18 protein-coding genes and 2 pseudogenes are annotated in these 18,098 nt (G+C 67.3%); 11 read left to right on the forward strand and 9 right to left on the reverse strand.

Features of this window, described 5'->3' with window-relative positions:
• Positions 1 to 138 precede the first annotated feature (138 nt).
• Entirely contained in the window at positions 139 to 795 is a 657-nt protein-coding gene (locus QZ814_RS16860) for a PEPxxWA-CTERM sorting domain-containing protein (protein ID WP_294334449.1), read from the forward strand.
• Between the two features lie 24 nt (positions 796 to 819).
• On the opposite strand, the gene ung is transcribed toward QZ814_RS16860, so the two are convergent.
• Complete coding sequence (gene ung / locus QZ814_RS16865) at positions 820 to 1,518, reverse strand: uracil-DNA glycosylase (RefSeq protein WP_294334450.1); 699 nt, start codon at positions 1,516 to 1,518, stop codon at positions 820 to 822.
• A 104-nt stretch (positions 1,519 to 1,622) separates the two neighbouring features.
• Between ung and QZ814_RS16870 the strand changes: the two genes are divergently transcribed.
• The gene (locus tag QZ814_RS16870; RefSeq protein WP_294334452.1) at positions 1,623 to 2,180 is read left to right on the forward strand and encodes a hypothetical protein; all 558 of its coding nucleotides are present in this window, start codon (positions 1,623 to 1,625) and stop codon (positions 2,178 to 2,180) included.
• On the opposite strand, the gene QZ814_RS16875 is transcribed toward QZ814_RS16870, so the two are convergent.
• Together QZ814_RS16875 and ubiG are read right to left on the reverse strand one after the other, a co-directional pair.
• Entirely contained in the window at positions 2,170 to 2,592 is a 423-nt protein-coding gene (locus tag QZ814_RS16875; RefSeq protein WP_294334454.1) for a DUF1810 domain-containing protein, read from the reverse strand. The two genes, QZ814_RS16870 and QZ814_RS16875, sit on opposite strands and share 11 nt — an antisense overlap.
• Positions 2,593 to 2,604: 12 nt before the next feature.
• Complete coding sequence (gene ubiG, locus QZ814_RS16880) at positions 2,605 to 3,336, reverse strand: bifunctional 2-polyprenyl-6-hydroxyphenol methylase/3-demethylubiquinol 3-O-methyltransferase UbiG (protein ID WP_294334456.1); 732 nt, start codon at positions 3,334 to 3,336, stop codon at positions 2,605 to 2,607.
• 58 nt (positions 3,337 to 3,394) lie between these two features.
• Between ubiG and QZ814_RS16885 the strand changes: the two genes are divergently transcribed.
• A complete protein-coding gene (locus QZ814_RS16885) occupies positions 3,395 to 4,666 on the forward strand; it encodes an aspartate kinase (RefSeq protein WP_294334458.1) in 1,272 nt (423 codons plus the stop codon).
• A 33-nt stretch (positions 4,667 to 4,699) separates the two neighbouring features.
• On the opposite strand, the gene QZ814_RS16890 is transcribed toward QZ814_RS16885, so the two are convergent.
• Positions 4,700 to 5,251, reverse strand: a complete 552-nt coding sequence (locus tag QZ814_RS16890) for a hypothetical protein (protein WP_294334459.1) — start codon at positions 5,249 to 5,251, stop codon at positions 4,700 to 4,702.
• 141 nt (positions 5,252 to 5,392) lie between these two features.
• Positions 5,393 to 6,457, reverse strand: coding sequence for a hypothetical protein (locus QZ814_RS16895; protein ID WP_294334460.1), 1,065 nt, complete (start codon positions 6,455 to 6,457; stop codon positions 5,393 to 5,395).
• A gap of 294 nt (positions 6,458 to 6,751) precedes the next feature.
• On the opposite strand from QZ814_RS16895, the gene QZ814_RS16900 reads away from it, so the two are divergent.
• The 7 genes and pseudogenes from QZ814_RS16900 to QZ814_RS16930 form a co-directional block, all read left to right on the forward strand.
• Positions 6,752 to 7,783: a nitronate monooxygenase gene (locus QZ814_RS16900; RefSeq protein ID WP_294334462.1), complete on the forward strand. Its 1,032-nt coding sequence runs from the start codon at positions 6,752 to 6,754 to the stop codon at positions 7,781 to 7,783.
• 235 nt (positions 7,784 to 8,018) lie between these two features.
• The gene (ptsP, locus tag QZ814_RS16905) at positions 8,019 to 10,295 is read left to right on the forward strand and encodes a phosphoenolpyruvate--protein phosphotransferase (protein ID WP_294334464.1); all 2,277 of its coding nucleotides are present in this window, start codon (positions 8,019 to 8,021) and stop codon (positions 10,293 to 10,295) included.
• A gap of 112 nt (positions 10,296 to 10,407) precedes the next feature.
• The gene (locus tag QZ814_RS16910; protein WP_294334465.1) at positions 10,408 to 11,346 is read left to right on the forward strand and encodes a helix-turn-helix domain-containing protein; all 939 of its coding nucleotides are present in this window, start codon (positions 10,408 to 10,410) and stop codon (positions 11,344 to 11,346) included.
• Between the two features lie 83 nt (positions 11,347 to 11,429).
• On the forward strand, positions 11,430 to 12,344 hold the full coding sequence (locus QZ814_RS16915) for a YbgF trimerization domain-containing protein (protein ID WP_294334467.1): 915 nt from the start codon (positions 11,430 to 11,432) through the stop codon (positions 12,342 to 12,344).
• The gene (gene tilS, locus QZ814_RS16920) at positions 12,322 to 13,338 is read left to right on the forward strand and encodes a tRNA lysidine(34) synthetase TilS (RefSeq protein ID WP_294334468.1); all 1,017 of its coding nucleotides are present in this window, start codon (positions 12,322 to 12,324) and stop codon (positions 13,336 to 13,338) included. The genes QZ814_RS16915 and tilS overlap by 23 nt, the downstream gene beginning before the upstream one ends.
• Before the next feature lie 68 nt (positions 13,339 to 13,406).
• Positions 13,407 to 14,306 (forward strand): annotated as a pseudogene (locus QZ814_RS16925) (ATP-dependent metallopeptidase FtsH/Yme1/Tma family protein); the annotation flags it as partial.
• Positions 14,299 to 15,201, forward strand: a pseudogene (locus tag QZ814_RS16930) (UdgX family uracil-DNA binding protein); the annotation flags it as partial. The pseudogenes QZ814_RS16925 and QZ814_RS16930, both read left to right, overlap by 8 nt.
• Before the next feature lie 116 nt (positions 15,202 to 15,317).
• Here the strand turns inward: QZ814_RS16930 and QZ814_RS16935 are convergent.
• From QZ814_RS16935 to QZ814_RS16950, 4 genes are all read right to left on the reverse strand, one after another.
• Positions 15,318 to 15,488 carry a metallothionein gene (locus tag QZ814_RS16935; protein WP_294334471.1) on the reverse strand — a complete coding sequence of 57 codons (171 nt, stop codon included), beginning with the start codon at positions 15,486 to 15,488 and terminating at the stop codon, positions 15,318 to 15,320.
• 5 nt (positions 15,489 to 15,493) lie between these two features.
• Entirely contained in the window at positions 15,494 to 15,796 is a 303-nt protein-coding gene (locus QZ814_RS16940; protein WP_058733147.1) for a metalloregulator ArsR/SmtB family transcription factor, read from the reverse strand.
• Positions 15,797 to 15,905: 109 nt separating this feature from the next.
• Positions 15,906 to 16,703: an aldo/keto reductase gene (locus QZ814_RS16945; RefSeq protein WP_294334473.1), complete on the reverse strand. Its 798-nt coding sequence runs from the start codon at positions 16,701 to 16,703 to the stop codon at positions 15,906 to 15,908.
• A gap of 61 nt (positions 16,704 to 16,764) precedes the next feature.
• Positions 16,765 to 17,331: a hypothetical protein gene (locus tag QZ814_RS16950; protein ID WP_294334476.1), complete on the reverse strand. Its 567-nt coding sequence runs from the start codon at positions 17,329 to 17,331 to the stop codon at positions 16,765 to 16,767.
• Between the two features lie 123 nt (positions 17,332 to 17,454).
• Here QZ814_RS16950 and QZ814_RS16955 point away from each other — a divergent pair, with 123 nt between their 5' ends.
• Positions 17,455 to 18,090 (forward strand): DedA family protein, encoded by a 636-nt coding sequence (locus tag QZ814_RS16955; RefSeq protein WP_058715203.1) that lies wholly within the window; start codon positions 17,455 to 17,457, stop codon positions 18,088 to 18,090.
• Positions 18,091 to 18,098 lie beyond the last annotated feature (8 nt).

The raw sequence follows: 18,098 nt of genomic DNA on the forward strand, positions 1-18,098 counted from the left end.
GGGCGGGTTCCTGCAGGGTTCGGCAACCTTATATTAACCATATCTCCCCAGGGTCCCCCCTCAAGCCGTGTCGCCCCCCAGACAGGGGAAAGGGCCAGCGTCGCACTGCCTCGCAGAGGCACAACAGGGGATGACATCATGCGTTGGATTGTTGCACTGATTCTCGCGTGCCTGGCCGTACCGGCCGCGGCGCAGACCTTCATCAACCCGTCGGCAATCGACATTCCCGACCAGGGCGCCGCGGACAGCGTCATCTCGGTCTCCGGCCTGCAGGGGCTCGTCTCGAGCGTTTCGGTGACGCTGAGCGATGTCACCCACACCTTCGCCAACGATCTGGTCTTCGGCCTGGTTTCCGAACGCGCCGGCATCGGCCTGATCTTCTGGAGCGAGGCGGGGGGCGCCTATGCCGTCGATCACCAGACGCTGACCTTTACCGACACTGCCTCGGCCTTCCTGCCGTCGACGGTTCTCGACGACAAGGCGATCACCGCCGGCAGCTACCTGCCCTCGAACTGGGGCAGCTACGGCTTCAACGGCCTGACCAACGCGATCTTCTTCGCCGGTTTCAACGGCATCAATCCGAACGGCGACTGGCGCCTGCTGGCCTTCGATCAGGCCGCGGGCGACACGGGCTCGGTTTCGGGCGGCTGGAGCCTGAGCTTCAAGACCACCGGCGGCACCGGCGGCGCGGTGCCCGAGCCGGCGAGCTGGGCAATGCTGATCGGCGGTTTCGCCCTGGCCGGCGCTGCACTGCGCCGCCGGCGCGGGGGGCGGGCGACGATCGCCGCGGCCTGAACGGATGGGGCGCCTGCTGCCGGCTCAGGAGAGCGGCGGCAGCGCCCAGTCGATCGGCTTCTGGCCGACGCTTTCGAGAAACGCATTCGCCTTGCTGAACGGGCGGCTGCCGAAGAACCCGGAATGCGCCGAGAGCGGCGAGGGATGCGGGGACTTCAGCACCAGATGCCGACCGCCCTTGTCGATCGACTCGACGAATGCCGCCTTCTTCTGGGCGTGGCTGCCCCAGAGCAGGAACACCACCGGCTCTGCCTTGGCGTTCACCAGGCGGATCACCGCGTCGGTGAAGCGCTCCCAGCCACGGCCCTGATGCGCGGCGGCGCGGCCCATCTCCACCGTCAGCACCGCGTTGAGCAGCAGCACGCCCTGCTGCGCCCAATGCTCGAGGAAGCCGTGCTGCGCGCGGGGGATGCCGAGATCGGTCTCCATCTCCTTGTAGATGTTGACCAGACTCGGCGGGGTGCGCACGCCCGGCTGCACCGAGAAGCACAGGCCGTGCGCCTGGCCCTCGCCGTGATAGGGATCCTGCCCGAGGATCACCACGCGCACCTGCTCCAGCGGCGTCAGGTCGAGCGCGCGGAACCAGTCCTTGCCCGCCGGGAAGATCCGCTTCCCCGCCGCCTTTTCGGCGCGCAGATAGTCGCGCAGCGCGGCCATGTAGGGCTGGGCGAATTCCTGTTCGAGCGGCGCCAGCCAGCTCGGATGCAGCTTGATCGTCGACATGGACCCTCTGTCCGGCCCCGGGGCAGGGCTGTCAATCGGCGGGTGTTGACAGCGTTGACGCCTGCGATAGCCTGCGCAGAACAACATAACGGAGGAGGGGTGCCATGAAATCCTGGCTGTGCATGGTCGTGCTGTGTCTGTCTGCCGTCGCGCCGCCCGCGTTCGCGCAGGCGCAACAGCAGCAGCCCGATATTTCCAAGCAGATCATCAATGCGCCGACGCCGGAGACGTTCAACGTCTATGGCCTCAGCGCCAAGCCCGCAGTGGTGAAGGACAAGAACGTCCAGGGTGGCCGCGCGCTGCGCGTGCCGATCGCGTCGGCCTCGGACCAGCCGTGGGGCGTCGGGCTGATCTCGTCGATCAACCAGCCGGTGAAGAAGGGCGACAAGCTGGTCGTCGCCGTGTGGGCCCGCGCGGAAAAGCTGCCCGAGGGTGCCACCACCGCCAGGATCGCGACGATCCAGGTCGGTCTCGCCAAGGAGCCCTACACGACCGTGTTCAAGGGCGAGGCCGAGGTCGGCAGCGAATGGAAGATGGTGCACGTCGTCGGCGTGGCCGACCGCGACTATGCGGCGGGCGACATCTCGGTCTCGCTGCACCTCGCCACCGCCAAGCAGGTGCTCGATATCGGGCCGATCCTGCTGCTCGATCTCAACAAATGATCCGGCGCAGCGTCTCGGGATCGCGGCTGCCGGCGTAGAAGGCATCGAGACAGGCGGCGAAGACGCTGTCCGTCTCGGTGTCGGCCGCCTCGAACAGCGTCATCGACGAGCGGACCTTCACCGCATCAATGTCGCCTAGAATGGCGATGGCGGCGCGGTTGCCGGCATGGGCCAGCAGTGCGGCCGCCGCCTCGCGCAGCCGCGGGCCCAGCACCGGATGCGCCAGATAGGCACGCGCTTCCGCCAGATCGGTGATGGCGTAGCGCTGCGCCATGTCGCTGCGGCCGAGCCCCGCGATCTGGGGAAAGACGTACCAGATCCAGTGGCTGGTCTTGCGCCCGCGCTGCAGCTCGGCCAGCGCGACCGCATAGTCCCGTGCCTGGGCGGCGACGAAGCGGTCGAGCGGGTCCATGGGCGTCTCCTGTCAGGCGCGGATCGCGGTCACCAGATAGTTGAGCGCCTGGTTCTCGCTGACCACGAAGCCGCGTGTGGGGGAGAAGCTGAGGCCCTGGCGATCGATCACCTTCATGCCCGAATCCGTGAGCAGCGCCTCGAGTTCCTCGGGCTTGAGGAAACGGCTCCAGTCATGGGTGCCCCTGGGGATCGCGCCCGTGCCTTCGGCCAGCGTGATCATCGCCAGGCGCGAGAGCGGGGTGCGGTTGGGGGTGGAAAGCACCATCAGCCCGCCCTCGGCCAGCGCCCCCACGAGGCCGCGGACGAAACCGGCGGGATCGCTGACATGCTCGATCACCTCCATCGAGGTGACGAGATCGAAGGTGCGGCCGGCCAGATCCTCGATGCCGCCATGGACATAGTCGATCGGCAGCCCGGAGAGTGCCGCATGCGCGCGCGCCGCGCCGATATTCTCGGCGGCGGCATCCACGCCGGTCACCCGCGCGCCGAGCCGGGCGAGCGGCTCGCAGAGCAGCCCGGCGCCGCAGCCCACGTCGATCGCGGTCTTGCCGGTCAGCGGCATGAAATCGGCCGAATCGCTGCCCCAATGGCTGTCGATCGCGCGGCGGATATAGCCGAGCCGCGCAGGATTCAGTCTGTGCAGCATGGCCGAGGAGCCCTTAGGATTCCACCAATCGGCCGCCAGACGACCGAAATGTTCCGCTTCACGGGGGTCAATCGTAGCTATTGTTGCGTTCGGCATCGCTGGCTCCTATCAGGCACGCCCATCTCTCCCAAGGGCAGGAAACAAGCAACCAGCCATGGCGCGTATCGTAATGAAGTTCGGCGGCACATCGATGGCCGGGATCGAGCGTATCCGCAGCGTTGCCGCCCGCGTCAAACGCGAGTGGGAGGCGGGCAACCAGGTCGCCGTGGTCGTCTCGGCGATGGCGGGCGAGACCGATCGGCTGGTCGGTTTCTGCCGCGAGGCCTCCTCGCTCTACGACCCCAAGGAATATGACGTCGTCGTCTCCGCCGGCGAGCAGATCACCAGCGGTCTGCTGGCGATCGCGCTCCAGGCGATCGGCGTGCCGGCGCGCTCCTGGCTCGGCTGGCAGCTGCCGGTGCAGACTTCGGACGCCTTCGCCAAGGCCCGCATCGAGGATATCGGCACCGACGCGCTGCTCGCCAGCATGGCAGGCGGCGAAGTCGCGGTGGTGCCGGGCTTCCAGGGCGTGCACGAGGGCCGGATCACCACGCTCGGTCGCGGTGGCTCGGACACCTCGGCGGTGGCGGTGGCGGCGGCGGTGAAGGCCGATCGCTGCGACATCTACACCGATGTCGACGGGGTCTACACCACCGATCCGCGCATCGTGCCCCGCGCGCGCAAGCTGAAGCGCGTGACCTATGAGGAAATGCTCGAACTCGCCAGCGTCGGCGCCAAGGTGCTCCAGACCCGTTCGGTCGGCCTGGCGATGAAGGAAGGGGTTCGCGTGCAGGTGCTCTCGTCCTTCACGGGCGACGACGCGCCGATGGCAGATACATTGCCCGGGACGATGATCGTGGGCGAAGAGGAGATTCAGGACGTGGAACGCCAGCTCATCACCGGCATCGCGCACGACAAGAACGAGGCCAAGATCACGCTGACCGCGGTGCCGGACAAGCCCGGCGCGGTGGCGTCGATCTTCACGCCGCTTGCCGATGCCAGCATCAATGTCGACATGATCATCCAGAACATCGCGCACCAGAGCGCCGGCAGCGCGAGCGCGACCGACGTGACGTTCACCGTGCCGGCGGCAGACCTCGCCCGCTCGCTGGAGATCCTGGCGCAGTCGAAGGAGTCGATCGGCTTCACCGACATCAGCCACGACACCCGCGTGGCCAAGGTGTCGGTGGTCGGCGTCGGCATGCGCAGCCATGCCGGTGTCGCCGCGACGATGTTCCAGACGCTGGGCGCGCGCGGCATCAACATCCAGGCGATCACCACCTCCGAGATCAAGGTCTCGGTGCTGATCGAAGAGGATTACACCGAACTCGCGGTGCGCGTGCTGCACACCGCCTATGGCCTCGACGCGGACGAGGTGGCGGCCTGAAGCCGTGGCGGCGCCGGGCTCCGTACCGGCGCCTCAGCGGCTGCTGAGCGTGCCGACGCCCGAGGCGTTGAAGCACAGCAGCCACGCTTCGCCAAGCGGCATCGTCCAGCTGTCGCTGGCGGCGACCGGGCTGCCAATCGTCCCCGAATTGCTCGGCTGGCCAAGGACATAGCCACCGGCGCCGATCTGGACGGTCGTCAGCGGCGACACCTGCGCCAAAAAGGCGGGAAAGGCATACGGGCTGCCGAGCCCGAAGCCGACGAATACCGAATAGACGGTGCTGTCGAAGCTGGGGATGCTCCATCCCGCTGAACCGTGATTCAGGACGATCTCGCCCATCCTCAGCGTGAAACTGTCGGTATCGGCGGTATAGGTGGCGACCGAGCCGCTGGCGGAGATGTCGCCGATCCGCAGCACCTGCGCCATCCACCAGAGCGGCAGTTGCTGGTTGTAATCGATATAGGCCTGGGTCAAGACCTGCTGCACGCCGGCGACCAGCTCGCCCGGATGCGGCGCGGCCGGGCCGGCGCCGGCAAAGCTTGCCACCAGATCAACCGAGGAGAGCCCGTCGAGCTGAATCAGCACGCTGGTGTGCGGCGTCGCCGTGGCTGCGGGTTCATGTAGTCGATTCCCGCCGGGCACAGGCACCGGCGGGAACCGCAAGGCGGGCAGCGAAGCCGTCGAGGACGGTATCCAGGAGCCGCTATCCGCCACGGGCCGGCCGGCTCAGTTCGCGCCGCCGAACACGATCTGCGCGCCGGCGACCAGCAAGTTCTGAACCGCCTGCGCCGACATCGTGCCGTTATAGGTGAAGTTCACCGTGGTCCCCTGCGGATTGCCGATCACCGTGAACTGCACGCCGGACAGGACGAAATAGGTGAACGCCGCCGTGAGCGCCGCCGTTACCGTGACCGTGCCGGTAAGGAAGGTGTTGGTCAGCAGCGCGGCCTCTCCCTCTTCCTCGGTTTCAGCATCGAGCGCTTCGGTGGTGTTCTTCCAGTAGACGGACTTGACCGTATCCTGCTGGATCTTGTTGGTGTCGATATACGAAAGCGCCAGCAGCTGGGCGATGTCTTCGGTGCCGAGCAGGGAGAGGTTTTCCTTGAACAGCATCTGGGGCGGTTTGCCGGGGGTGACGCTCCAGGTCCCGTTGTTGAGGTACGTGACGGTGCAGGCATTGGCCGAGAAGGAGGTCGGCACGCTCACCTGCGCGGCATTGTTGCTGACTTGAGTCCAGTCCGCCAGCTCGGAATCACCGAAGCTGCCGGCGCTCACGTAGAAGCTGAGCTTCGGCGTCAGCGTGCGGGATTGGTTGGGCGACGGCGACCAGGTCATTCCCATGAAGCCCGATTCCGTCTCGATGCCGAACGATTGGTTGCTGAACCAGTTCAGCGCCTCGTTCTGCTCTTGATTGAACGGGTTCGTGACGATCTTCAGGCTCTTTGGCCCCACCGAACTGGAGTCGAGAGTCAGCGACGGCCCCATTTTTGGCGGGGCGTTTTCGTACTTGGCTTCCCAGATTTGCCCCAGATCCGCATTTTGCGAAATGGACGAGTTGATCTGGACGTTGAGCCCGACGGCTTGATTACTGGCGCCGGCGGCCACGACATATTGTACCGGGATCGTGAAGGAATTGGTCGATGGGTCGTTCGAGCGGATCGCCAGCGAAGCGCTCGAATTGGCAAAAACATTCGGGTCCGAGGCGAGTTCCTGCGGGCGGGTCAGGAAGCACCAGAAGGTTTGTGTCGTCGAAGACTGATTCACGAGATAGATCGTGTAGTTGGTCGTCATGTCCCTCTCCATGTCTATGGCGGCATGTGTGGCCGTAATCTTCAGGAACGACAAAGGTGTTCGAAGAAAATGGTCGCACATAACTTGGATTGATTTGTTTTTATGGGCGACCGATTCGCAGTATCTCTTGCGCGATTGTGGCATACGCCCGAAGCTGCGGCCGCGGTATGCAGGTTTGATCCATCCTGAACGAGGTGCGGGTCACGTGTCGCCATTTCGGTGGAACCGGCAGGCGCGCCGCCGGGGGCGCTTGCGGACTTGCCGCGCGATAGCGGAAAGGATTAGGCGGCGGGCATGAACGCACTTTCTTCGATCGGCGCCGAGCGCCTGGCCCGCCGCATGGCGCGCGGCTGCGACTTCCTGGGCAGCGAGACCGCCATCCTCGGCGGCGCGATGTCCTGGGTGTCCGAGCGCAACCTCGTCGCTGCCATCTCGAACGCCGGCGGCTTCGGCGTGATCGCGTGCGGCGCGATGAGCCCCGAACTGCTCGACGCGGAAATCGCCGCGACCAAGGCGCTGACCGCGAAGCCCTTCGGCGTGAACCTGATCACCATGCACCCGCAGCTGTTCGAGCTGATCGACGTGTGCGGGAAGCACGGCGTCGGCCATGTCGTGCTCGCGGGCGGGCTGCCGCCGGCGGGGTCGCTCGATGCGATCAAGGGCCACGGCGCCAAGCTGATCTGCTTCGCGCCGGCGCTGAGCCTTGCCAAGAAGCTGATCCGCTCGGGTGTCGACGCGCTCGTCGTGGAGGGCATGGAAGCCGGCGGCCATATCGGCCCGGTCTCGACCAGCGTGCTGGCGCAGGAGATCCTGCCCGAGGTGGCGAGCCAGGTCCCCGTGTTCGTCGCCGGCGGCATCGGCCGGGGCGAGGCGATTGCCGGCTATCTCGACATGGGCGCGGCGGGCGTCCAGCTCGGCACCCGCTTTGCCGCGGCGACCGAGAGCATCGCGCACGCCAATTTCAAGAAGGCATTCATCCGCGCCTCCGCCCGCGACGCGATCGCCAGCGTGCAGATCGATCCGCGCCTGCCGGTGATACCGGTGCGCGCGCTCAAGAATGCCGGCGGCGAGCTGTTCACCGCCAAGCAGCGCGAAGTGGCGCAGGCGCTGGACCAGGGCGGCATCGAAATGGCCGAGGCGCAGCTGCAGATCGAGCATTACTGGGCGGGCGCGCTGCGCCGCGCGGTGATCGACGGCGATGTCGAGCATGGCAGCGTGATGGCCGGCCAGTCGGTCGGCATGGTCACTAAGGAAGAGCCGGTGGCGACGATTATCTCAACGCTGATGGCCGAAGCTGCGCACGCGCTGGAGAAGCGGGCGGCGTAAGACTGCGCGCGCTCCACAAACCCATCGTCCTCCCCGCGAAGGCGGGGATCCATTGGCGCTGAATCCGCGGTTCCTGCCCCCAGCGTTCTGGCACATGGATTCCCGCCTTCGCGGGAATGACGGTGGTTGGTTTGGCGCATATTCTCTGCTTTCCGCAGCGTCCGCGGTTCCGCTTTCGCGCTTTTGCCGCGCACGCGGCTTGGCGCGGGTGCGCACAATCTGTTAGCGCTGTCCTATGGCCCTGACCGCTGCCGCCTCCGCCCGGGAAATCCTCACCCGCCTTCATGACCTGATGGCGAAACGGCTGCCGGTCCAGTCGAAGCTCAACGCCGTCGCCAACATCATCGGCGAGGCGCTGCACAGCGAGGTCTGCTCGATCTATCTCCTCCGCGAAGGCGCGCTGGAGCTGTTCGCGACGCGCGGGCTGAAGCAGGAGGCGGTGCACGTCACCAAGCTGGGGATGGGAGAGGGGCTGGTCGGCACCATCGCTGCCCATGTCGAGACGCTCAACCTCGACGAGGCGACCAGTCACCCGAACTTCGTCCACAACCCCGAGACGGGCGAAGACCGCTTCCACAGCTTCGCCGGCGTGCCGATCATCCGGCGCGAGCGGGCGGTGGGGGTGCTCGCCGTCCAGCATGTCGACCCGCGGCGCTATGCCGATATCGAGATCGAGGCGCTGCAGACGGTCGCGATGGTGCTCTCCGAACTGATCGCCAATGCCGAGCTGATCGATGCCGCGGGCGGCACCTCGACGCGGCTCCAGCCGACCACCGCCGGCACGATCCGCGGCTTCCGGCTGGTCGAGGGCATGGCCCGCGGCGTGGCGGTGTTCCACCAGCCACGCATCGTCATCGAGCATACCGTCGCCGAGGACACCGAGGCCGAGCGCCACCGCGTCTATGCCGCGTTCGACAAGATGCGCGAGCAGATCGACCGCATGACCAGCCAGGCCGAATTCGGCGTCGGCGGCGAGCATGAGGAGATCCTCGCCACCTACAAGATGTTCGCCTATGACGAGGGCTGGAGCCGTCGCATCAACGAGGCGATCGATTCCGGCCTGACCGCCGAGGCGGCGATCGAGCGCGTCCAGCAGCGCACCCGCCAGCGGATGCGCGAGATCGACGATCCGCTGCTCCGCGACCGGATGCACGATCTGGAGGACCTCTCCAACCGGCTGCTGCGCATCGTCTCGGGCCAGCTCGGCACCGCCGCGCAACTGGGCCTGCGCCAGGATTCGATCCTGATCGCGCGCAACCTGGGGCCGGCCGAGCTGCTCGAATATGACCGCCGACGGCTCAAGGGCGTGGTGCTCGAGGAGGGCTCGCTCACCGCCCATGTCACCATCGTCGCGCGCGCCATGGGGGTGCCGGTGCTCGGCCGCGTCCGCGACGTGCGCCGCGAAGTGGCCGAGGGCGACCTGCTGCTGCTCGACGTGGGCGAGGAAAGCGTGTTCGTCCGCCCCTCGCTGGCGATGGAGGAGGCGTTCGAGGCCAAGCTCGCGCTCAGCCAGAAGCGCCGCGCCGCGTTCGCCCAGCTCAAGAACGTCGCGCCGGTCACCCAGGACGGGCACCGGGTGACGGTGATGGTCAATGCCGGGCTGCGCGACGACGTCTCGGCGCTCGACCTGACCGGCGCGGACGGCATCGGCCTGTTCCGCACCGAATTCCAGTTCCTCGTCTCCGCCACCCTGCCGCAACGCGAAGCCCAGCGGCGCCTGTACCGCGACGTGCTGGAGGCGGCGGGCGATCGGCCGGTGGTGTTCCGCACGGTCGACATCGGCGGCGACAAGGCGCTGCCGTACCTGAACCATGACGAGGATGGCGAGGAAGAGAACCCCGCCATGGGCTGGCGCGCGCTGCGCCTCGCGCTCGATCGCGACGGCCTGATGAAGGCGCAGGCGCGCGCGCTGATCGAGGCGGCGGCAGGGCGGACGCTCAACGTGATGTTCCCGATGGTTTCCGAACCCTGGGAGTTCGACGAGGCGCGGGCGCTGTTCGAGGCGCAGCATAGCTGGCTCGCTGCGCGCGGGCGCAAGATGCCGACCGAGATCCGCTACGGCGCGATGCTCGAAGTGCCGGCGCTTGCCGAAGTGCTCGACGTGCTGTTGCCCAAGCTGCAGTTCCTGTCGATCGGCACCAACGACCTGACCCAGTTCCTGTTCGCCGCCGATCGCGCGCATCCCAAGCTTGCCCTGCGCTATGACTGGCTGAGCCCGGCGATTCTGCGCTTCCTCAAGCGGGTGAGCGACGCGGCGCGTGCGGCCAACGTGCCGGTGGCGGTGTGCGGCGAGATGGGCGGGCGGCCGCTGGAGGCGCTGGCGCTGATCGGGCTCGGCATCGATCGCCTGTCGATCACGCCGGCCGCGGTGGGGCCGATCAAGGCGATGCTCCGCTCGCTCGATCGCGGCGCGGTGATGGAAGCGATGACGGCCATGCTGGCGCACCCGCAGGGCACGCTGCGCGACGAACTCACCGCCTGGGCGGAGTCCCAGGGGGTCGAGCTGGCCTGATCCGACGACGGAATGATTTCGCCGCGGCGTTGACAGCAGCGGCACCCCGGGGGCATCCCCTGCACGACAAGGCGAGCGACCCAGGGGTCCAACGCGCTCGCCGGAGGAAAGAATGCAAGGCGATACGCCCGACGATTCCGGCCAGACGGCTGCCCGCCCCGGCGAACGGCTCCGTGCCGCGCGCGAGGCACTGGGGCTGGATCTCACCGAGATCGCCGCCCGCACCCGCATTCCGCAGCGCCATCTCGAGGCGATCGAGGAAGGCACCTATAGCGGTCTGCCGTCGATCACCTATGCCAGCGGCTTCGCCAAGGCCTATGCCCGCGCCGTCGATGCCGACGAGGTGGCGATCGCCCGCGACGTCCGCGCCGAGCTCGGCCAGATCGAGCGTCCGGCGATCACCCCCGAATATCCGGTGCAGGAGCCGTCACGCGCCGCCCCCGGCGGGGTCGTGTGGCTGGGCGTGATCGTCGCGGTGCTGCTCGTCGCGGGCATCGGCATCTGGTACGGCACCAACTGGTTCCGCGGCGGCGCGAGTCAGGGCGATGGCATTGCGCAGCAGATCGAGCCGACGCCCACGCCGACGGCGGCGGCGCCCGCTCCGGCGCCGAGCCCGACCGTCCCGGCGGTGGAGCACGTCACCCTTGTCGCGCGCGGGCCCGCGTGGATCCGGATCACCGATGCTACCGGCAAGAAGCTGGCGGAGAAGGAACTGGCCGCCGGCGATCGCTACGAAGTGCCCGACGACGCCGATCATCCCCGCATCCGCACCGGCCGGCCGGACCAGCTGCAGGTGCTGCTGAACGGCAGCGAAGTCGCGCCGCTCGGCACCGAAGTGAAGGTGGTCGAGGCCGAGCTGACCTCGGCGGCACTGCGTGCCCGCGGCCAGCCCATGGCGACGCCGTCGCCCACCCCGAGCGCCAGCGCCGCGCCGGTGGTGCGCGAGCGTCCGCTGCGTCGCCGTCCGCGCACGGACGGGACCGATGCCGCCGTGCCGCCGGCCGCCTCCACCGGCGGCACGACCCCAGGCGGCGACACGCCGAATCCCTGAGGGGCTGGCGCGAGCGGGCGCCGCTTGGCTATAGCGGCGCCACGCCTCCGCTTCCCCGGGAGGCGCTGAGGGAATCTTCGACGATGCGTATTGCTCTCGCTGCGGCACTGGCCTTTGCCGCGTTCGGCTTCACCGGCACCGCCCAGGCGCAGACCCAGGGTGCCAGCGTCGACCAGCGGGTCGACAAGCTGGAGCGCGAGATGCGCGCTGTGCAGCGCAAGGTCTTCCCCGGCGGCGCCGGCATGACCGTCGAGCCGCAGATCACCCAGCAGGTGGACAATACCCCGCCGGGCGTGCCCGCGACGACGCCGCTCGCCGATCTCACCCAGCGCGTCGCCGCGCTGGAGAGCCAGATCCAGACCATGACCGGGCAGATCGAGCAGAACCAGTATCGCCTGCGCCAGCTGGAAGAGGCGTTCGGCGCCTACAAGGCCGCGACGGATGCACGCCTGAAGACGCTGGAGACGCCGCCGGCCCCGGCGTCCACCGACGCCGCGCCGAGCGATGGCGATGTCGCCGCTTCGGGTGATTCCGCGCCTGCCACGCCCAAGCCGGCCGGGGACCGCGCCGCGAAGGTCGCCGCCGTCCAGAAGCCGAGCACGGGCGACGCGGGCGAGGATCTGTACCTGTACGGCTACCGCCTGTGGCAGGCGAAGTTCTACCCGGAATCGGCCAAGGTGCTCGAGCAGTACAAGGCCAAGTTCCCCACCGGCAAGCGCGCCAGCTTCGCGCGCAACCTGCTCGGCCGTGCCTATCTGGACGACAACAAGCCGAGCCTTGCCGCGGTCGCGCTCTACGAGAACTACACCAAGGACCCGAACGGCGAGCGCGCGCCGGACAGCCTCTATTATCTCGCCCAGGCGCTGGTGAAGCTGAAGAAGCCGGCCAATGAGGTCTGCAAGGTCTATGACGAGCTGGACAAGGTCTATGGCGCGTCGCTCTCGGCCGAGATGAAGGCGGGCGTCGCCAAGGGCCGTGCGGATCAGCGCTGCAAGTGACGCGTCGCTGATCGACGCGCTGTCGGGCGAGGACATCGCCCGCTTCACCGCCGATTGGCTCGCGCTCGCAGGCCGGGCGCCGACCGCCGCCGAACCGTTGGGCATCGCCGTTTCCGGCGGCGCCGACAGCCTGGCGCTGCTGCTCCTCGCCCGCGCTGCGTTCCCAGGCGCAGTGATCGCCGCGACCGTCGATCACGGGCTGCGGGCGGAGTCGGCCGAGGAGGCGGCGTTCGTCGGAACGATCTGCGCGCGGATCGCTGTTCCGCACGCGATTTTGCCGCCTCGCCCGGAGATGCTCGCCGCCGGCAACCTGCAGGATCGTGCGCGGGCGATGCGCTATCGCAGCCTGGCCGACTGGGCCGAGGCGGCAGGTGCCCCCTGGGTGGCCGTGGCGCACCAGCAGGACGATCTTGCCGAAACCTTCCTGCTGCGCGCCCGACGCGGGGCAGGGCTGGGCGGGCTCGCGGCAATGCTGCCGTGTCGCCCGCTGCGAAAGGGCGAGCCTGCGCCGCTCCTGGTCCGCCCGTTGCTCGCCTGGTCGCGTGCCGAGCTTGCCGGGCGAGTCGCGGGTGCCGGAATCGAACCGGTAGAGGATCCTTCGAATCGCCACCCGCGCTTCGATCGCAGCCGGATGCGCGCATTGCTCACGGAAACGCCGGAACTACCGCGCGCACGGCTGGCGCTCGCCGCCGCCAATCTTCGCGACGCGGAGGCGGCGCTCGTCTGGGTGGCCGAGCGCGAATGGGCGGCGCGCGCCCGAATCGCTGGCGGCGAGGTGATGCTGGATCCCGCCGATCTGCCGCGCGAACTACGCCGCCGGCTCGTCGCGCGCGCGCTCGCGATGGTGGCGGACGCCGCGGCCCCGCGCGGTTCCGGGCTTGACCGGTTGATCGCCGCAGTCGATGCCGGGCGGGTAGCGACATTGGCCGGAGTCGTGGTGCGGCCGGGGACCCGCTGGCACTTTGCGCCGGCACCTCCGCATCGATCACGCTGATCGACGTTGTTCCATTGTCATTAACGCCGCCATGCCTATTTTAGGGCTGGAAAGGTACCGGGTACACGATGAGCGAAAACGGCAAGCAGCAGGGTCCGGAAAACGGGGGGAACAACCCCTGGATGAAGAGCCTGCTCATCTGGGTGGGTATTCTTGCAGCGCTGGCGCTGTTCGTCACCTTGTTCGACACACGGACCGCGCAGCCTACGGGCAATGCGGTGCCCTATTCGACCTTCCTCGACAAGGTGCAGACCGGCGACGTGAAGGAAGCCAATATCACGCCGGGAACCGGCGCAATCGGCTTCACCACGAGCGAGGGCAAGTTCCGCACCAACAACCCGGGCGACCCGAAACTGGTCGAGACGCTGCGAGCGAAGGGCGTGGTAATCAATGCCCGACCGGAGGATACGCCCTCGATCTGGCAGTATATCCTCGTCCAGTCGCTGCCGTTCCTGCTGTTCCTCGGCATTGCCTTCTTCGTGCTGCGCCAGATGCAGAAGAATTCGGGCTCCGGCGCGATGGGCTTCGGCAAGAGCCGCGCCCGCCTGCTGACGCAGAAGGAAGGCAAGGTCACCTTCGACGACGTCGCGGGTATCGACGAGGCGCGCGAGGAGCTGCAGGAGATCGTCGAGTTCCTCAAGGACCCGTCGAAGTTCGCGCGCCTCGGCGGCAAGATCCCCAAGGGCGCGCTGCTGGTCGGCTCGCCGGGTACCGGCAAGACGCTGCTCGCCCGCGCGATCGCGGGTGAGGCGGGCGTGCCCTTCTTCACCATTTCGGGTTCGGACTTCGTCGAGATGTTCGTCGGCGTCGGCGCCAGCCGCGTCCGCGACATGTTCGAGCAGGCCAAGAAGTCGGCGCCGTGCATCGTCTTCATCGACGAAATCGACGCGGTCGGCCGGTCGCGCGGCGCGGGTCTGGGCAACCAGAATGACGAGCGCGAGCAGACGCTGAACCAGCTGCTGGTCGATCCTGACGCCGGAGGTCTCGCTCCACTGGGACGGCAAGACACTCACCGAGGGCCCGGGTGCGACCAAGGCGGATGCGCCGGAGGGCGATCCGACCGAGGCGGTGTGGAAGACCTATTATGCCAGCATCTTCAACCCCGCCCGCGTGAAGATCGGCGCGATGCTGAAGGAGATGCCGCGCAAATACTGGAAAAACATGCCGGAAACCGCGTTGGTCTCGGAATTGATCGCAGGCGCGCAGGCGCGGGAGACGGGTATGATCGCGGCGGCCAAGACGGATGTGCGAACCGGGCGCGGCGGCAATGCGCAAACAGCCTGGGCGGCGCTTCGCGACGAGGCGATGACCTGTACCCGCTGCCCGCTCCATGCGCCCGCGACCCAGACGGTATTCGGCGAGGGTCCGGTCGATGCCGCCTTGATGTTCGTCGGCGAACAGCCCGGCGACCAGGAGGATCTGGCGGGCCACCCCTTTGTCGGTCCGGCCGGACAAGTGTTCGACCGGGCGGTAGCCGAAGCGGGGATCGACCGCGCGACCGCTTACGTCACCAACGCGGTCAAGCATTTCAAATTCGAGCCGCGCGGCAAGCGCCGTATCCACAGCTCACCCAATGCCGGGGAAATCCAGGCGTGCCGCTGGTGGGTCGAGCAGGAACGCCTGCTGATCCAGCCGCAGGTGACGGTCGCGCTGGGCGCTACGGCGGCGCGTTCGCTGTTCGGCAAGGTCATGACCATCGGCCGCGAACGGGGCAAGCCCCTCACCCTACCCGATGGTGGCACCGCCTTCATCACCGTCCATCCGAGCTATTTGCTCCGCCTACCCGACCCGGCGGCGAAGGAGGTGGAATATGCGCGGTTCGTCGAGGACCTGAAACTCGCGGCGCAAGCCCTGTTGGGCTGACCGTTGTCGCCTCTCGGCTGTTACGATCACGGCACCCACGTCTTCTGGGCTTCAGCCCCCTGCTGAGCATGGGCGGCAAAAAGGCCGGACACTCGGTGCCCGGCCTCCCGGCACCATCAGCCGTGGCAGGTGCAACCGGCATGATCGCAACCATTGCCACCTTCATGATGCTGGGCGCAGGCGTCGCTGCAGAAGCTGCGGCCTTCGGCTTCGATCGCGTTGCTGACGCTGACGATGCAGACACAATCGGCGCAGGCGCACTTCACTTGATCAACGGTAACGGCCATTTGACTTACTCCTCATCTACGGAATCGGGTTCGAGCACATGGTCCATCATGTTGGTAAGCATGGTGCGGATGTGGCAGTCGGGCAGTTCGTAAAGGACGTTTCGCCCTTGCCGACTCTGTTTGAGCAGACGCCCCGCGCGCAGCAGACGAAGATGCTGCGAAACCAGGCTCTGGCTCACGCCAACTTTCTGCGTCAGTTCGCCTACGGTACGCGGTCCGTCCAGACACGCGACCACCAATCTCAGCCGATTGGGTTCGCCCAAAAGACGAAACACATCGGCCAACAACGCGCCCTCATCCGGAGTCATGCAAATATCAACATATGAACACATCCTAATATGTTCATATGTCGCTTGCTGTCAACCGAGATTCCGACGCTAGCGCCGCAAGGAAAGGCCTAGGCATCGCGTGGGAACTTTACATCTCGCGCGGGTCGGGCCCGATCCGCCCATTCGCATCGTCCAAGGCGTCGATCGCCGACATATCCTCGTCATCCAGCGTCAGTTCCGCCGCAGCGAAATTGTCCGCCATATGGTCCGCGTCCGCCGCCTTGGGGATAACCGACAGGCCATGCGCCAGATGCCAGGCCAGCACCACCTGCGCTGCCGAACGACCGTGCTTCTCGGCGATCGCTACGATCTCGGGTGTCTTCAGCAATTCGCCACCCTGCCCCAGCGGGCTCCAGCTCTGGGTCACGATGCCCTTGGCCTCATGATACGCCCGCGCCTCACGCTGCTGGAAACGGGGATGGAGTTCGATCTGGTTGACCGCAGGCACTACGCCGGTGGCCTCGATGATCCGGTCGAGATGCTCGGGCAGGAAGTTGGACACGCCGATCGACTTCGCCTTGCCCGCGTCCCGCAACGCGATCAGGCTCTGCCATGCCTCGACATAGGCATCCTCGGCCGGGACCGGCCAGTGGATGAGATACAGGTCAACTGCCTCGACACCCAGCAGCGCCAGGCTCTCGTCCAGCGCCGCCTCGGCATCGCGGTGGCGGTCGTTCCACAGCTTGGTGGTCAGAAAGGCATCCGCCCCCTGAAATCCCTCGCCCACGCCGCGCTCATTGCCATAGATGGCGGCGGTGTCGACCAGCCGGTATCCGGTGTCGAGCCCGCGCCGGACCACGGCGGCCACCTGCGAATCCGGGATTTGATAGGTGCCCAGCCCCAGCTGGGGCAGGCTGCGGCCGTCATTCAGGGTCAGCATCGTCATGGGCCATCCAACCGGCAGGCCCACCGCCCGGTTCCCGGTGCCCTCTGCCCCCGTCCCGCGATCAGATCGGCTTGCCGTCCCGGCCGATCACGTCGGTGGCATAGGAACAGCCATAGAGCGTCTTGCCCGGATGGCTGGTGACGGTCGACACGGAGCGCGCGATAACGCTGTGTGTGCCGAATTTTTCCTCGCCCTTGGCCAGGACGGTCTCGTCGCTGACGACGTGCTGGCCCAGGAACTTGGCCGCGACACCCTGTCCCGACAGGTCGGGCAGGGTGTTGGTGACGCCGACGCGATCGGCCACCGTCTTCGGATCGGCAATGTCCAGGATCGCGAGCAGCGCATTGGCGCTGAAGGCGATGCGGCGCGTGGTCCAGCCCTCGCCGACGCGGATCGGTTGCGGCAGTTCATATTCCTGCAGGAAGGGATTCTTGCCCTCGACCGGCCGCCAGCCGCGCCGCTTCGCCTCTTCGTCCAGCGCCATGGTCAGCGCCCCATAGCTGTCGGTATTCAGCCGACAGTCGATCGCATCGACGACATTGATCGTCGCGGGATCGACCTCGGCATCCGAGGCGGCGGGAAGCGGTGCGGCCGCCAGCCACAGCGCGAAAAGGGCCTGAACCATCATGCGCCCCATCTATCGCAGGAGAAAATGCCCCGGCAAGTCCCCGCCCGCTGTCCCGAAGCAGACAGCGGCGGCCGTCCGGTTCCGATTGACCCCCGCCCCCCGATCGCGCAAGTCGCTGGCCCCATGGTCGAACATATTCTTTCCGCACTGGCGAGCTTTGCCATCTGGGTCATCTCGACGGGCGGCTATCTGGGCATCACCCTGTTGATGGCGATCGAGAGCGCGTGCATCCCGCTGCCCTCCGAGATCATCATGCCGTTCGCGGGCTATCTGGTGTCGACGGGGCAGTTCAACCTGTACCTCGCCGCGACGGCGGGGGCACTGGGCTGCAATCTGGGTTCGGTCGTCGCCTATGAGATCGGCAAGCGCGGCGGGCGGCCGGTCGCCGAGCGCTGGGGCAAGTATCTGCTGATCGGGCCGGGCGAGCTCGACGCCGCCGACCGCTTCTTCGCGCGTTATGGTTCGATCGCGGTGCTGATCGGGCGGCTGCTGCCGGTCATCCGCACCTTCATCGCCTTTCCGGCCGGGGTGGCGCGGATGAAGCTCGTCCCCTTCCACCTCTATACCTTTATCGGCAGCTGGCCCTTCTGCCTGGTGCTGGCCATCGTCGGGCGCGAGCTGGGCGAAAAATGGGATTCCGACCCCCGCGTGAAGGCGTTCTTCCACCGCGCCGACCTGGCGATCGGCATCGTGCTGGTCGTGCTGATCGGCCTTTACGTCTGGCACCGGGTGCGCGGGCTGAAGCGCGCGCAGGACTGAACCAGCCA

Source organism: uncultured Sphingomonas sp. (genome assembly GCF_913777625.1).
Lineage (GTDB): Bacteria > Pseudomonadota > Alphaproteobacteria > Sphingomonadales > Sphingomonadaceae > Sphingomonas.